The sequence below is a fragment of the Sanguibacter sp. Z6_81 genome, assembly GCF_057180625.1.
On the sequence record NZ_JBXUFV010000003.1, the window covers coordinates 263,856 to 277,495 of the forward strand.

Genomic DNA, 13,640 nt, shown 5'->3' on the forward strand with positions numbered 1-13,640 from the left:
TACCTCAACCCGCATCGATGACTCCGCCAACCGTCTTGCCCTGGGTAAATAGATCCCATGACGGATCGTGCCTTTCCATGCCGGGAGGGCGTAGCCCCTTCTTGAAACCCGCATAGTAATTGCCGTCAAAAGTCTTCGCGATGTAGATGCGAAGACCGCCCTCTGGGAAGTAGGGCAACGCCTCTTCTTTGCTCTGAACATCGTCGGGTGCTGTCGGGAACCCTCGCGCGGCTGTCCATGCAGGGTGGCGTTGTGAATTCGGCTGTTGCCGATTCTGCCTCGCGATCCGCATACGCCCACCGGTTTTGCGCTGGAATTCGATGGGACCTGAAGCGCCAGGCAGACCTATGACTCCTGCTTGGATCGTGATGACGGGCAGGGCTTCGACATTCTTTCCCGACATGTCGAGGAAGTCGAGCGTCTCAGGAACCATAGAACTCGGTACTTCAATGTAAAGCGAGCCTCCGCCACCGCGGATCTGATGGTGGCGTTCGATGTTGTAGAACTCGCCTGGCTGTACGTTCCGCCACCAAATGCGTTCAATGTTCAGCATCTGCTGCCGCATCAGGAAACTTCCGCATGATAAAGACGCTCTAACACAGTTCCATCCTTCACTCGGCCGTTGCTGCGGTACCGGACATGTGGTTGCTCATGGATGACGACTTTTCCGAAATCGCTCAGGATGGCGAGAAGCTCATCTTCCTTGACCTGGCCATCTTCACTGTATGAGATGAAGACGTGGCGTGCGTTCAGACGCTTCAGCGTCTCTCTAAAGGCGCGGCCCGCAGTCCGTCGGTAGCAGAAGTCGGACGCTTGATCGGTCCAAGGGCGTAGACCTCCATCTCCGGCCGCGACGGGCTCGTCTTCCTGGGCCAGCGTCTCAAGGACGTGGTAGTTCCCGGCATACTGGCGTTTAGTGTATGGCGGATCCAGATACACAGCATCGGTTTCCAGTGAGGGCGCAAGATTCTCGACTGGTCCCTGCAGAACCCGGTGGATGCCAGGCGTGTCCTCGAACTCGAGTGGCTCGAACGTGAGCGGCTTCAGTGACGGTCCTGAAAGGGACTTACGGAAGTAGCCGTAAGTGCCGCTGATGTTGGCAACCTTGTTGGTCGACAGGAGCAGATGCTGCAGTAGGACGCTGTGCTCGATGTCGGTTAAGGCGCCAGCCGATCGCAACTCCAAGATCCCTTCGCGTACGCCGTCGATGTGCGCGGCGTTATCCGCAGAGAAGTAGAGCCTCGGCTCTCTGCCGTTCGCTGGAGTGCCCTGCGCGCCGAACTCCTTGTAGAAGTAGCCTTGTCGGGGCTTGACGGTGCGCATCCACTCCAGCGCCATGTGGTAGCCGCCGAGGGCTTCGAAGGCTGGTGCCTGCTTGGCCAGCAGGCGCGTGCGGGCATGGACCACTGGGAAGGTGAGCGCGTCCGAAGCTGTCACGTCATAGCCAGCTCGAGCAAGCGCCATGGAGACCGAAGCGGTGCCACACATGGGGTCGGCTATGGACGAGCCCGGCGGGAGGATGCCCGAGATCTCGCCGACGATCCAGTCTGCGAGCTTGGTCTTGTTACCGAGATAGCGATACGACATGGTCCTCCGTGCTTCGTGACCCGGAAGCGCTCGCAAGACGCTTGTTTCTAACGACGATCCTGTCGTACATGCGCCGGTAACCGCCCCGGTCAACAGGGAGATAGAACCGTGGCCCACCCTGCTGGTAGGTACCCTTTTCGGCGATGTCGGACATCTTCTTGCCCATCGTCTTACTGGAGCCGACGATCTCGAACTGATCAGGGTTGTACTTGTCGATGAACGTAATCGGAACGCCCATCAAGCCGTCGTAGTCTGCGGGGATGTCTGCGGTCTTACCCACTTCGATCGCGTCAAAATTCGCGTAACGCGGGTAGTCGCAGGGTCGGTAGTTCTTCGTCAGATCGAGGTCCTGGTGCCGTTCCGGGTAGTCCAGATTGGTAAACCAACGGACCCCTTTGACCCGGACATACTTGTTCCCCTGGTCATCAATCCTGGTGCCGGCGGCGGTCAGAGGGTAGTCGTCAGGCACGCGAAACTCGCGGTCGCCGCTCCGGATGCTCGGGCCGTACCACATCTGGTCGTTCTGGAAGAGCGGGAAGATCTCCTTGTAGGTCAGAGCATTCATGTTGCCAAGAATGACAAACTTCTTATCATGCTCGATGAGTTGGGCTACGTACTCTCGGAAGAGCGAGAATGGTGGATTGGTAACCACGATGTCGGCCTGCTTTAGGAGCTCGACGCTCTCAGGGCTGCGGAAATCGCCGTCGCCCTTCATGTGCCGTACGCCGATCTCGTCGGGATCGGGCGCACCGTTTCCGTCTTGGTCGCCGTTGTATTCCAGCCATACTGCCTGGCTCGGTCCTCCACGGCCGAAATCGTGCGGACCCCTAGTCTTATAGCAAGTGGCGATCAGCTTTTTGAGCCCAAGTTGCTCGAAGTTCGATGCGAAGTAGCGGAAGAAGTTGCTGACTCGCGGATCATCGCAATTCAGGTAGACGACCTTGTCCTTGAAGTGAGCGGAATAATGCCGCAGTTCCTTCTCGATGTCGGACAACTGTGTGTAGAACTCGTCCTTCTTCGCCTGCTTAGCGTCTTGGAAGTCTCGGTTCCTTACGGTCGTCACCATTTCCGTCCTTTGTCCTTCATGTATAACTGACGCGCACGATCTAGTGCCTGCGCGTACTGAATTGGCATCGTACCAACGCTGCAGTTCACCACTGGCGAGGAGCGACGAGCGCCGCTTCGGTAGGCCAGTCCCCGTCGTCGCTGAGGATCGGTGGCGTGAATCCGCCCAGCGCTTCGGGCGACGCGCACGTCATGTAGACCGGCAAGCCGAAGCCCACGCACTCGAGCAGCTCATCGCGGTCATGGCCTGTGTTCCAGTCGCCGGTGAGCTTGTCGGAGCCGGGAACCACGCCGCAGTAGGGGATGAGACCCAGTGCCGGCGCTCGCTGGTACAGGTGGTGGACGACGTCAGCAGTTCGCGGTGCGCTCATGCCGGCGATGTTGCCACCAGCATCTGACAGTCACGCGGTTGCGCCCGGGATGGGTATCGAAGACCGATCGACCCGGGCCGAGAGCAGCCCGCCAACAGCGATCGCCAGCTTCTCGACCAGGTGCAACGATGCATAGCCCGCAGTGGTCAACAACGCCAGCACCATAAGGATATTGACCAGCATCGGCAACGGCTCCAACAGCCAGATCGGCAGCCGCTGGACCGGGAATCCCCAGAGCTCCGCACCACGCACCCACGCTGGCTCCGCACTGCCTACCGACGGGTGGGCCGCACCGCGCGGCCCGTCCTGCGGCGCGGTTCACGTCAGACAGAACTCGTTGCCCTCCGGGTCGGCCATGGTGATCCACGAGCTCGGGCCCTCGTGACCGACGTAGAGGAACCGCGCACCGCGCTCCTCGAGCGCGCCGCGCACCTCGTCGACGTCGTCGTCGCCGATGCGCACGTCGAGGTGCATCCGGTTCTTCACGGTCTTGGCCTCGGGGACGCCCATGAACAGCACGCGTGGGGTACCCGGCGCGTCGGGGTCGGTGATCGCAGCACCGTCAGCCCAGACGAGCTGTCCGTTGTGGACGAGGGTGTCGGTCTCGTGCGCCACACCCTGCTCGACGAGCGAACGGATGAGGGCAGGGTCGGTGGACTCCACCTGCCACCCGAGCGTCTGTGCCCACCAGTCTGCGAGGGTGTGCGGGTCCGTGGCGTCGACCGTGACCTGGAATCGGTAGCCCATCCTCCAACAGTACGATTCAGGACGAATCGACGGAAGGGTGCGAGTGGGCGGCAGGCGCCGCCGAGACCCCGTGGACGGTTCCCACATTCCGCTCATCGCTGATGTGACATGCGTCATGGGTCATCGGGAGCGTGGCTGCGGAGCGGGTGGCAGAATCGTCAGGCAGTGAGGGCCCGGCATCGTGGACGGAACGGACGTGGAGTGAACGGCAACGCAACCGCAGTGCACCGCAACGTGGCGCTGTTGTCGCTCGCGACGACGATGGCAGAGCGCGTGACCACGTCCGCGCAGATCGACGAGCGCCTCAAGCCGGTGCTCAAGCGCCTGCGGATGCCTGCGGGCCTGCTCCAGCGGGTCGCCGGCGTCCACGAGCGCCGCAACTGGGCCGAGGGTCAGACGTTCGACGGTGCCGCGGTCGAGGCGGGGGAGAAGGCGCTCGCCGAGGCGGGCATCGAAGCCGGCCAGGTCGGCCTCATCATCAACACCTCCGTCACCCGCAAGCACCTCGAACCGTCCGTCGCCGTACGCATCCACCACGGGCTCGGCCTGCCGTCCTCGGCCATCAACTTCGACATCGCCAACGCGTGCCTCGGGTTCGTCAACGGCATGAGCCTGGCTGCCCAGCTCATCGACGCGGGACAGATCCAGTACGCCGTCGTCATCAACGGCGAGGACGCCGACGAGATCCAGGACAACACCATCGAGCGGCTCGGCCGCGACGGCGTCAGCCGCGCCGACTTCATGAGCGAGTTCGCCAGCCTCACCCTCGGCTCCGGCGCCGCCGCCGCCGTGCTCGGCCCAGCGGACAAGCACCCCGGCGGGCACCGGATCCTCGGTGGTGTCACCCGTGCGGCCACCCAGTTCAACGATCTGTGCGTCGGCAGCGTGGAAGGCATGTTCACCGATGCCAAGGCGCTGCTCAAGGGCGGCATGGAGCTCGTCGTCGCCGCGTGGCAGGAAGCCAAGAAGGACTGGGACTGGTCCTCGATGGACCGCTACATCCTCCACCAGGTCTCCGACGTCCACACCGACGCGATCGTCAAGGCTGCGAAGCTCGACCGCTCCAAGGTGCCCGTCACGTACTCGCACCTCGGCAACGTCGGGCCCGCATCGATCCCCATCACCCTCGCCCAGGAGGCCAAGCACCTCTCCGCAGGGGACCGGGTCCTGCTCATGGGGGTCGGGTCCGGCCTCAACACAGCGATGATGGAGATCGCCTGGTGAGGTACCGCCTCCCCGGGGCGGCGTCGGCCACGGCGCCCGCCTCGCTGCCCCCGCACGGCCTCGACGGTCTCGATCCCCGCTTCTCCCGCCTCGTGACGACCACGTCGTCGTCCGACGCGGACGCTCCCGCGGGCGACCAGCAGGACCGGACGTGGCACGTCCTCGACAACGCCGGCCAACTCGCTGCGCTCGGCGTGGCGCCCGTCGGCACCGTCCTCTGCGTCCACGGCAACCCCACGTGGTCCTACCTCTGGCGCCGGCTCGTCGCCGCCGCGACCGACGCCGCCGCCGACGGTCGCGACGCCTGGCGTGTCGTCGCCGTCGACCAGCTCGACATGGGGTTCTCGGAGCGGACAGGCCGCGCGCGTCCACTGGAGCAGCGCGTCCGGGACCTCGGCCGCCTCACGGACGCCCTCGGCCTCGCCGGCACGCCCGTGGTCACCCTCGGGCACGACTGGGGTGGCGTCGTGTCGCTCGGCTGGGCCGTGGACCACCCCGACGAGCTCCTCGGCGTCATGCTGCTCAACACGGCGGTGCACCAGTCCGAGCAGGACCCCATCCCCGCCCCGCTGCGCCTCGCACTGCGTCCCGGGGTGCTCGGCCCGGCCACAGTGACGACCCCCGCCTTCCTCGAGACGACCCTCGCGCTCGCCCGCCCGGGGCTCCCCGGCGCCGTGAAGGACGCGTACCGCGCGCCCTACCGCACCGCGGACCGCCGCGGTGGCATCGGGGGATTCGTCGCCGACATCCCCGTCGACGCCAGCCACCGCAGCACCGCAGAGCTCCACCGCATCGCCGACGGCGTCCGCACGCTCGAGGTCCCGGCGCTCCTGCTGTGGGGCCCGCGGGACCCCATCTTCAGCGACCGGTACCTTGACGACCTCGCCGACCGCCTCCCGCACGCCGACATCCATCGGTTCGAGGATGCCGGGCACCTCGTCGCCGAAGACGTCGACTATGCGACCGCCGCGCTCACCTGGCTCGGCGACCGGTTGCCGTCCGGCGGCACCCTCGTCGCACCGGCAGCGGACCAGGACGAGCCCGCGCCCGACGACCTGCCGTTGTGGCACTACCTCGACACGCTGAGCGACCGCGAGGACACCGCTCTCGTGGAGATGGCGCCGCCGACCGGCACAGGCCCCCGCACCGTGTCCTGGCGCCTGCTCGCACGACGCGTGCGGGAGCTCGCTGGAGGGCTCCACTCCGCGGGCGTCCGCAAGGGAGACCGCGTCTCCCTGCTCGTCCAGCCGGGCGCCGACCTCACGGCTGTCCTCTACGCGTGCCTGCGCATCGGCGCCGTCGTCGTCGTCGCTGACGCCGGGCTCGGCCTGCGTGGACTGACCCGCGCCGTGCGCGGCGCGTGGCCCGACCACGTCATCGGCGCTGTCCCGGGGCTCGCAGCGGCACGCGCGCTCGGCTGGCCCGGCCAGAAGATCTCCACCACGGACCTGCCGCGCGCCACGGCCCGCGCCCTCGGCGTGTGCTGGAGCCTGCCGGACCTCGCCGAGCGGGGCGCCGAGCGACTCGCTCGGATCCCGGGTGAGCTCCCTCCCGCTCCGTCCCCCTCCGACGTCGCCGCTGTCCTCTTCACCTCCGGGTCGACCGGCCCGGCCAAGGGCGTCGTCTACACGCACGCGCAGCTCTCCGCCGTCGCACGCGCCCTCGCCCGGCAGTACGAGATGGGTGTCGGAACCGGCCTCGTCGCCGGGTTCGCTCCCTTCGCGCTGCTGGGCCCCGCGCTCGGCGCCTGCTCCGTGACGCCCGACATGAACGTCACCGCCCCGCGGACGCTCACCGCCCGCGCCGTGGCCGACGCGGTCGCCGCCGTCGACGCGACCGTCCTGTTCCTCTCGCCCGCGGCGTTGACGAACGTCGTGGCGACCGCCGGTGAGCTCACGGCCACCGACCACGAGGCGCTCGCGGGCGTCCGGACGTTCCTCTCCGCGGGGGCGCCCGTCTCCGAGCAGCTCCTGTCCGAGGCGGCACGGCTCATGCCGGGTGCGACCCCGCACACCCCCTACGGGATGACCGAGGGCCTGCTCCTCACGGACGTCACCCTCGACGAGATCCGGGACGCGTCGAACCACGAACCCGCGGGTGCGTCGGGGGGCGTGTGCGTCGGCTCGCCCGCGCAGGGCGTCGACATCCGCATCAGTGCCCTCGACGCCTCCGGTGCCGCGACGGGCGCCCCCGCGTCCGACCCGGGCATCACGGGAGAGGTCGTCGTGCGCGCGGCGCACGTCAAGGACCACTACGACCGCCTGTGGCTCACCAACCGTGCCAGCAAGGACGCGGCCTCGACGGACGAACGCTGGCACCGGACCGGCGACGTCGGGCACCTCGACGAGGCCGGACGCCTGTGGATCGAGGGCCGCCTCGCGCACGTCGTCGTCACCGCGGCGGGAGTCGTCACGCCCGTCGGGCTCGAGCAGGAGGTCGAGTCGGTGCCCGACGTGCGCCGAGCGGCCGTCGTCGGCATCGGACCGGTCGGCACGCAGCTCCTCGTCGCGGTCGTCGAGACCTCGACGACGTCACGCCGGGTCCGGCTCGCCCCACCGGAGCTCGCGGACGCGGTCCGCGCCGCGACGAGCCGACCCCTCGCTGCGGTGCTCGTCGTGCCCGCCCTGCCCACAGACGTGCGGCACAACTCCAAGATCGACCGCGCACGCCTCGCGACGTGGGCTGCCGCGGTGCTCGCCGGCGGGAGGCTGAGGCGTCCATGACCGCCGTCCTCGTGACCGGCGCGAGCGGCCTGCTCGGAGGCGCCGTCGCTGCGCTCCTGCGGGACCGCGGCGACACCGTGCGCACGTTCCAGCGCAGCCCCAGCCAGGTCGTCGGTGTCGAGGACGTCCGCGGCTCGGTGACGAGCCGGGAGGACGTCGAACGAGCGACCGAGGGCGTCGATGCCGTCGTGCACCTCGCCGCGAAGGTCTCCCTCGCCGGAGACCCCGCGGACTTCGACCGCGTCAACGTCGGCGGGACGAGGACCCTCCTCGCCGCGGCCGCCACCCACGGCGTGGACCGGTTCGTCCAGGTCTCCTCCCCGTCCGTCGCGCACACCGGCGAGCCGATCATGGGCGACGACGCCCTGCCGGCCGATCCCGCCCGCGCACGCGGCGACTACGCGCGGACGAAGGCGATCGCCGAGCTCCTCGCGCTCGACGCCGACTCGGTCGCGATGGCCGTCGTCGCCGTGCGTCCCCACCTCGTGTGGGGACCGGGCGACACGCAGCTCACGGCGCGCATCGTCGAACGCGCCCGCGCGGGCCGGCTGCCGCTCCTCGACGACGGGGCGGCGCTCATCGACACGACGTACATCGACAACGCGGCGAGCGCGATCGTCGCGGCGCTCGACCGTGCGCCGTCCGTCCGCGGGAACGCCTATGTCGTGACGAACGGCGAGCCGCGACCCATCGCCGAGGTGATCGCCGGCATCTGCGCCGCCGGAGGCGTCGCCGCGCCGCGCTGGCGCGTGCCTGCCGCTGCTGCCCGCGCAGCCGGGTCCCTCGTGGAGGCGGTGTGGCGTCGCCGGCCCGGCGAGGACGAGCCGCCCATGACGCGGTTCCTCGCCGAGCAGCTGTCCACCGCGCACTGGTTCGACCAGCGCCGCACCCGCTCCGACCTGCAGTGGGCGCCCGGTGTGACGCTCGAGGAGGGCATGCGACGCCTCGCCGCGTCCTACGCGGCGCCGTGAGCGCCAGCGGACCGGTCGGCGAGGTCGGCACCACGCGAGTCGCGTAACCTAGACGATCGTGGCTACCACCGACTTCTCCTCCGCGATCAGCGCCCTGCGGGGCACCCTCGCGACGATCAGCGCCGTGACCGACCCCGATGCGCTGCGCGTACGCATCTCCGAGCTGTCCGAGCAGGCGTCCGCACCCGACCTGTGGGACGACACCGACGCCGCGCAGAAGGTCACGACCGCGCTCTCGCAGGCCCAGTCCGATCTCGACCGCATCACGAGCATGGAGTCGCGGATCGACGACCTCGAGGTCCTCGTCGAGATGGCGACCGAGGGTGACGGGGCGGACGACGCCGACACGGTCGCCGAGGCCGAGGCCGAGCTCGCGGGGATCCGCAAGGACCTCGGCGAGCTCGAGGTGAAGACGCTGCTCTCGGGTGAGTACGACGCGCGCGAGGCGGTCGTGACGATCCGTGCCGGTGCCGGCGGCGTCGACGCCGCGGACTTCGCAGAGATGCTCATGCGCATGTACCTGCGCTGGGCCGAGCGCCACGGGTACCCGACGTCGGTCCTCGACACCTCCTACGCGGAGGAGGCAGGGCTGAAGTCCGCCACCTTCGAGATCAAGGCGCCCTACGCCTTCGGCAACCTCTCCGTCGAGGCCGGGACGCACCGCCTCGTGCGCATCTCGCCGTTCGACAACCAGGGCCGTCGCCAGACCTCCTTCGCGGCGGTGGAGGTCATCCCGCTCATCGAGCAGACCGACCACATCGACATCGACGAGAACGAGATCCGGGTCGACGTGTTCCGCTCGTCGGGCCCCGGTGGACAGTCCGTCAACACGACCGACTCCGCGGTCCGCCTCACCCACATCCCCACGGGGATCGTCGTGTCGATGCAGAACGAGAAGTCCCAGATCCAGAACCGCGCGGCGGCCATGCGCGTCCTCGCCTCCAGGCTCCTCATCGAGCGCCAGGCGCAGGAGAAGGCCAAGAAGAAGGAGCTGGCGGGCGACGTCAAGGCGAGCTGGGGAGACCAGATGCGCTCGTACGTGCTCCAGCCGTACCAGATGGTCAAGGACCTCCGGACCGAGCACGAGGTGAGCAACACCGGCGCGGTGTTCGACGGCGAGATCGACGACTTCATCGAGGCCGGCATCCGCTGGCGCCGGTCCAAGACCGACTGACCCGCGCAGCCGCCGAGGGCGCCCCCGCTCTCGCTCGTGTGCTCTCGCCCGTGTGCTCTCGCTCATGGGCGGCGTGTCTGCGCCGATTAGCACCGTGGGCGTGTCTACCCTCGATACGCCCTGTGGCATCCGCCGCGCGCCCCCGAGCAGAAGATGGTCCCTGTGATCCGGTTCGAGAACGTCACCAAGGTCTATGCGCGTGGCGCGAAGCCGGCTCTGGACGACGTGTCCCTCGAGATCGAGCGCGGCGAGTTCGTGTTCCTCGTCGGAGCGTCGGGCTCCGGCAAGTCGACGTTCCTGCGTCTGGTGCTCCGTGAGGAGCGCGCCACGTCCGGGAACGTCTTCGTGGCCGGGCGCGACCTGCAGAACCTGTCGAACTGGAAGGTGCCGATGATGCGCCGCCAGATCGGGGCGGTGTTCCAGGACTTCCGGCTGCTCCCGAACAAGACCGTGTTCGAGAACGTCGCGTTCGCCCTCCAGGTCATCGGCAAGCCGCGCCACCACATCGTGACGACCGTCCCCGAGACCCTCGAGATGGTCGGCCTGGCTGGCAAGGAGAAGCGCCGGCCCCACGAGCTCTCGGGCGGTGAGCAGCAGCGCGTGGCGATCGCGCGCGCGTTCGTCAACCGCCCCTCGATCCTCCTGTGCGACGAGCCCACCGGGAACCTCGACCCGACGACGTCCCTCGGGATCATGCGGCTGCTCGACAGGATCAACCGGACGGGGACCACCGTCGTCATGGCCACCCACGACGACGAGATCGTCGACCAGATGCGCAAGCGCGTGATCGAGCTGTCCGGCGGTGAGCTGGTCCGTGACCAGTCCCGCGGTGTCTACGGCTCGGCCCGCTGAGGAGATCACACGTGCGTTTCCAGTTCATCCTTTCCGAGATCGGCATCGGTCTTCGACGCAACCTGTCGATGACCGTCTCGGTCATCCTCGTGACGTTCGTGTCGCTGACCTTCGTCGGCGCCGCCGTGCTCACCCAGATGCAGATCGCGAAGCTCAAGGGGGAGTGGTACGACAAGGTCGAGATCAGCGTCTACCTCTGCCCGCAGGGCTCGACGGTCCCGACGTGCGCCGGCGGTGAGGCGACGGAGGACCAGATCGCGGCCGTCGCCGACCTTCTCGAGTCGCCGGAGGTCGCCCCCGAGGTCGACACGGTGATGTTCGAGAGCAAGGCCGAGGCCTGGGTGACGTTCTCGGAGCAGTTCGCCGACCGGTGGTGGTTCAACAGCGTCACCGAGGACGACATGAACGCGTCCTACCGCATCAAGCTCACGGACCCGGAGCAGTACGAGGTCATCAACGACGTCCTGACCGGGCATCCCGGCGTGGAGGAGGTCCGTGACCAACGGCAGATCTTCGAGCCCCTGTTCCTCGTCCTCGACCGCATGACGCTGCTGTCGGCGGGACTCGCCGGGGTCATGCTCGTCGCGGCGGTGCTCCTCATCACCACGACGATCCGGCTGTCTGCACTCAGTCGGCGCAGGGAGACGGGGATCATGCGGCTCGTGGGGGCGTCGACGTTCTTCATCCAGCTGCCGTTCATGCTCGAGGGCGCGATCGCCGCGACCATCGGCGCACTCATGGCGGTCGCTGGGCTCTGGGTGGGTGTGCGGTTCCTCATCGAGGACTGGCTCGGTCAGTCGGTGCAGTGGATCCCCTACGTCACGACGAGCGATGTGCTCGTGATCGCGCCGATCCTCATCGGCGTCGCGTTCCTGCTCGCCGCGATCTCCTCGATCGTGACCCTGCGCCGTTACACGAAGGTCTGACATGAACAAGGCCCGCTCCGTCCTCGCCGCCGTCCTGTGTCTCGGGTTGTTCGTCGGTCTCGGAGGGCTGCCCGCCTCCGCGGACGACCTCGACGACCGGCTCGCCGAGGCGCAGCGTCAGGCCGACGCGAACAAGGCGGCGCTGGACCAGACGACCGCCGACCTCGCGGAGACGGACACCGAGCTCGCGCAGGCGTACCTCGACCTCCAGACGGTCGAGGCCCAGCTGCCCGTCGCCGAGGCCGTCCTGGTGCAGGCCACCGCCACCCTCGAGACGGCCCAGCGTGAGGCCGACGCTCTCGCGCAGCGCCTCGTGGACGCGCAGGACGAGAAGGTCACGCTGACAGCGGAGATCGAGACCAACGCCACCGCCGCATCGGATGCCCGGAATGGTGTCGCTGAGATGGCCCGCCAGGCAGCCAAGGGCGACATGGGCTTCTCCGGCCTCGAGTTCGTCGTCGGAGCCCAGACGACCGAGGAGTTCATCAGCGAGTACTCCATGGCGTCCACCGCGATGCGGACCCAGACGACCTCGCTCGACGAGCTCCGCCAGACGGAGGCGGTGTCGAAGAACAGCGAGGTCCGGCTGGAAGCCGTCGAGGTCGCCATCGCCGACCTCAAGACGGAGGCTGACGCGAAGGTCGTCGAGGCCGACGAGGCGGAGCAGGCCGCGGCCGACGCGAAGACCGAGGTGGAGCGGCTCGTGGGGGAGCAGACCCTCAAGAAGCAGACCATCGAGGACCGCAAGGCGATCGAGCAGCAGCGCCAGGACGAGCTGGCTGCGGCGGGCAGCACCCTGACGACGGAGATCCAGGACATCATCGGCCTCCAGGAGGCAGAACGAGCGCGCATCGCGGCGGAGCAGGAGGCGGCCCGACAGGCGGCCGCGGCCGCGGCGGCAGCCGCCAAGCCCAAGCCCGGGTCGTCCGCGCCCGCACCGGCGCCCGCGCCGGCGCCAGCCCCACCGAGCTCCGGGGGAGGCTCGGTCCTCAGCTACCCGACCTCCGTCCCGTACGTGACGTCGAGCTACGGCTGGCGGCTGCACCCCGTGCTCGGATACAGCAGGCTGCACGCCGGGACCGACCTGCGCGCGTACTGCGGGACGGCGATCTACGCGTCTGCGGGTGGGACTGTGCAGTGGGCGAAGTACCGCGGCGGCTACGGCAACCAGGTGCTCGTCGACCACGGGTACGTCAACGGCTCGAGCCTCATGACGAGCTACAACCACCTCACGAGCTTCGCCGTCTCGGGTGGGCAGTCGGTGTCGAAGGGGCAGCTGGTGGGCTACTCGGGCAACACGGGCACGAGCACCGCCTGCCACCTCCACTTCGAGGTGTACGTCAACGGTGGCACCGTCGACCCCATGACGATGCTGCGGTAGTCGGCCGCCAGCAAAATCCGTGGGACGTCAGCGGTCGGTGATCTACGCTGGGACGTCCCACGGCAACCGACGACCACCTGGAGGTGTGAGGCCATGGCCAAGATGTACATGGTGCCCGACGGCTCCAAGCGGCCGCCCAAGAAGGTCGACCAGGGCCCCGTGCGCAAGCTCGTCGCGAGCAACAAGAAGGCGCGTCACGACTACGTCATCGACGATGTGTTCGAGGCAGGCCTCGTCCTGTCCGGCACGGAGGTCAAGGCGCTGCGCGCCGGTCGGGCGTCGCTCGTCGACGGGTACTGCTCGATCGAGGGCGGCGAGGCGTGGCTCGAGGGCGCGCACATCTCCGAGTACGCGCACGGTACGTGGACCAACCACGCGCCGCGGCGCAAGCGCAAGCTCCTGCTGCACCGGGACGAGATCGACCGGCTGGACCAGAAGTCGAAGGAGAAGGGCTTCACGGTCATCCCGTTGCAGCTGTACTTCCTCGACGGCCGCGCGAAGGTCGAGATCGCGCTCGCCCGCGGCAAGAAGGAGTACGACAAGCGTCAGACGCTCCGTGAGCAGCAGGACAACCGCGAGGCGCACCGCGCGATCCGGGCCCGCGAGCTGCGCTGACCGC

At 68.1% G+C, this 13,640-nt stretch carries 14 protein-coding genes; 8 read left to right on the forward strand and 6 right to left on the reverse strand.

The genetic code is table 11. The annotated features are described in order from the left end of the window. Window positions 1-4: 4 nt before the first annotated feature. The 6 genes from AC2AXK_RS09585 to AC2AXK_RS09610 form a co-directional block, all read right to left on the reverse strand. Window positions 5-565 (reverse strand): hypothetical protein, encoded by a 561-nt coding sequence (locus AC2AXK_RS09585; RefSeq protein ID WP_484345142.1) that lies wholly within the window; start codon window positions 563-565, stop codon window positions 5-7. Beyond that, entirely contained in the window at window positions 565-1,587 is a 1,023-nt protein-coding gene (locus AC2AXK_RS09590) for a DNA adenine methylase (RefSeq protein ID WP_484345143.1), read from the reverse strand. The genes AC2AXK_RS09585 and AC2AXK_RS09590 overlap by 1 nt, the downstream gene beginning before the upstream one ends. Further along, on the reverse strand, window positions 1,565-2,653 hold the full coding sequence (locus AC2AXK_RS09595) for an adenine-specific methyltransferase EcoRI family protein (protein ID WP_484345144.1): 1,089 nt from the start codon (window positions 2,651-2,653) through the stop codon (window positions 1,565-1,567). The genes AC2AXK_RS09590 and AC2AXK_RS09595 overlap by 23 nt, the downstream gene beginning before the upstream one ends. Before the next feature lie 85 nt (window positions 2,654-2,738). Next, a complete protein-coding gene (locus tag AC2AXK_RS09600; RefSeq protein ID WP_484345145.1) occupies window positions 2,739-3,023 on the reverse strand; it encodes a hypothetical protein in 285 nt (94 codons plus the stop codon). A gap of 30 nt (window positions 3,024-3,053) precedes the next feature. Beyond that, window positions 3,054-3,275 carry a hypothetical protein gene (locus AC2AXK_RS09605; protein ID WP_484345146.1) on the reverse strand — a complete coding sequence of 74 codons (222 nt, stop codon included), beginning with the start codon at window positions 3,273-3,275 and terminating at the stop codon, window positions 3,054-3,056. 66 nt (window positions 3,276-3,341) lie between these two features. Next, window positions 3,342-3,770, reverse strand: coding sequence for a VOC family protein (locus AC2AXK_RS09610; protein ID WP_484345147.1), 429 nt, complete (start codon window positions 3,768-3,770; stop codon window positions 3,342-3,344). 201 nt (window positions 3,771-3,971) lie between these two features. Between AC2AXK_RS09610 and AC2AXK_RS09615 the strand changes: the two genes are divergently transcribed. From AC2AXK_RS09615 to smpB, 8 genes are all read left to right on the forward strand, one after another. Then, entirely contained in the window at window positions 3,972-4,994 is a 1,023-nt protein-coding gene (locus tag AC2AXK_RS09615; protein WP_484345148.1) for a 3-oxoacyl-ACP synthase III, read from the forward strand. Then, window positions 4,991-7,717 carry an alpha/beta fold hydrolase gene (locus AC2AXK_RS09620; protein WP_484345149.1) on the forward strand — a complete coding sequence of 909 codons (2,727 nt, stop codon included), beginning with the start codon at window positions 4,991-4,993 and terminating at the stop codon, window positions 7,715-7,717. The genes AC2AXK_RS09615 and AC2AXK_RS09620 overlap by 4 nt, the downstream gene beginning before the upstream one ends. Then, window positions 7,714-8,688 carry an NAD-dependent epimerase/dehydratase family protein gene (locus AC2AXK_RS09625; protein WP_484345150.1) on the forward strand — a complete coding sequence of 325 codons (975 nt, stop codon included), beginning with the start codon at window positions 7,714-7,716 and terminating at the stop codon, window positions 8,686-8,688. The genes AC2AXK_RS09620 and AC2AXK_RS09625 overlap by 4 nt, the downstream gene beginning before the upstream one ends. A 58-nt stretch (window positions 8,689-8,746) precedes the next feature. Next, on the forward strand, window positions 8,747-9,862 hold the full coding sequence (gene prfB / locus AC2AXK_RS09630; protein ID WP_484345151.1) for a peptide chain release factor 2: 1,116 nt from the start codon (window positions 8,747-8,749) through the stop codon (window positions 9,860-9,862). Window positions 9,863-10,024: 162 nt separating this feature from the next. Then, window positions 10,025-10,714, forward strand: coding sequence for a cell division ATP-binding protein FtsE (gene ftsE, locus AC2AXK_RS09635; protein ID WP_484345152.1), 690 nt, complete (start codon window positions 10,025-10,027; stop codon window positions 10,712-10,714). Between the two features lie 11 nt (window positions 10,715-10,725). Then, window positions 10,726-11,640: a permease-like cell division protein FtsX gene (ftsX, locus tag AC2AXK_RS09640; RefSeq protein WP_484345153.1), complete on the forward strand. Its 915-nt coding sequence runs from the start codon at window positions 10,726-10,728 to the stop codon at window positions 11,638-11,640. Between the two features lies 1 nt (window position 11,641). Next, window positions 11,642-13,021: a peptidoglycan DD-metalloendopeptidase family protein gene (locus AC2AXK_RS09645; RefSeq protein ID WP_484345154.1), complete on the forward strand. Its 1,380-nt coding sequence runs from the start codon at window positions 11,642-11,644 to the stop codon at window positions 13,019-13,021. 102 nt (window positions 13,022-13,123) lie between these two features. After that, window positions 13,124-13,636, forward strand: a complete 513-nt coding sequence (smpB, locus tag AC2AXK_RS09650; protein ID WP_484345409.1) for an SsrA-binding protein SmpB — start codon at window positions 13,124-13,126, stop codon at window positions 13,634-13,636. The last annotated feature ends 4 nt before the right edge of the window (window positions 13,637-13,640 follow it).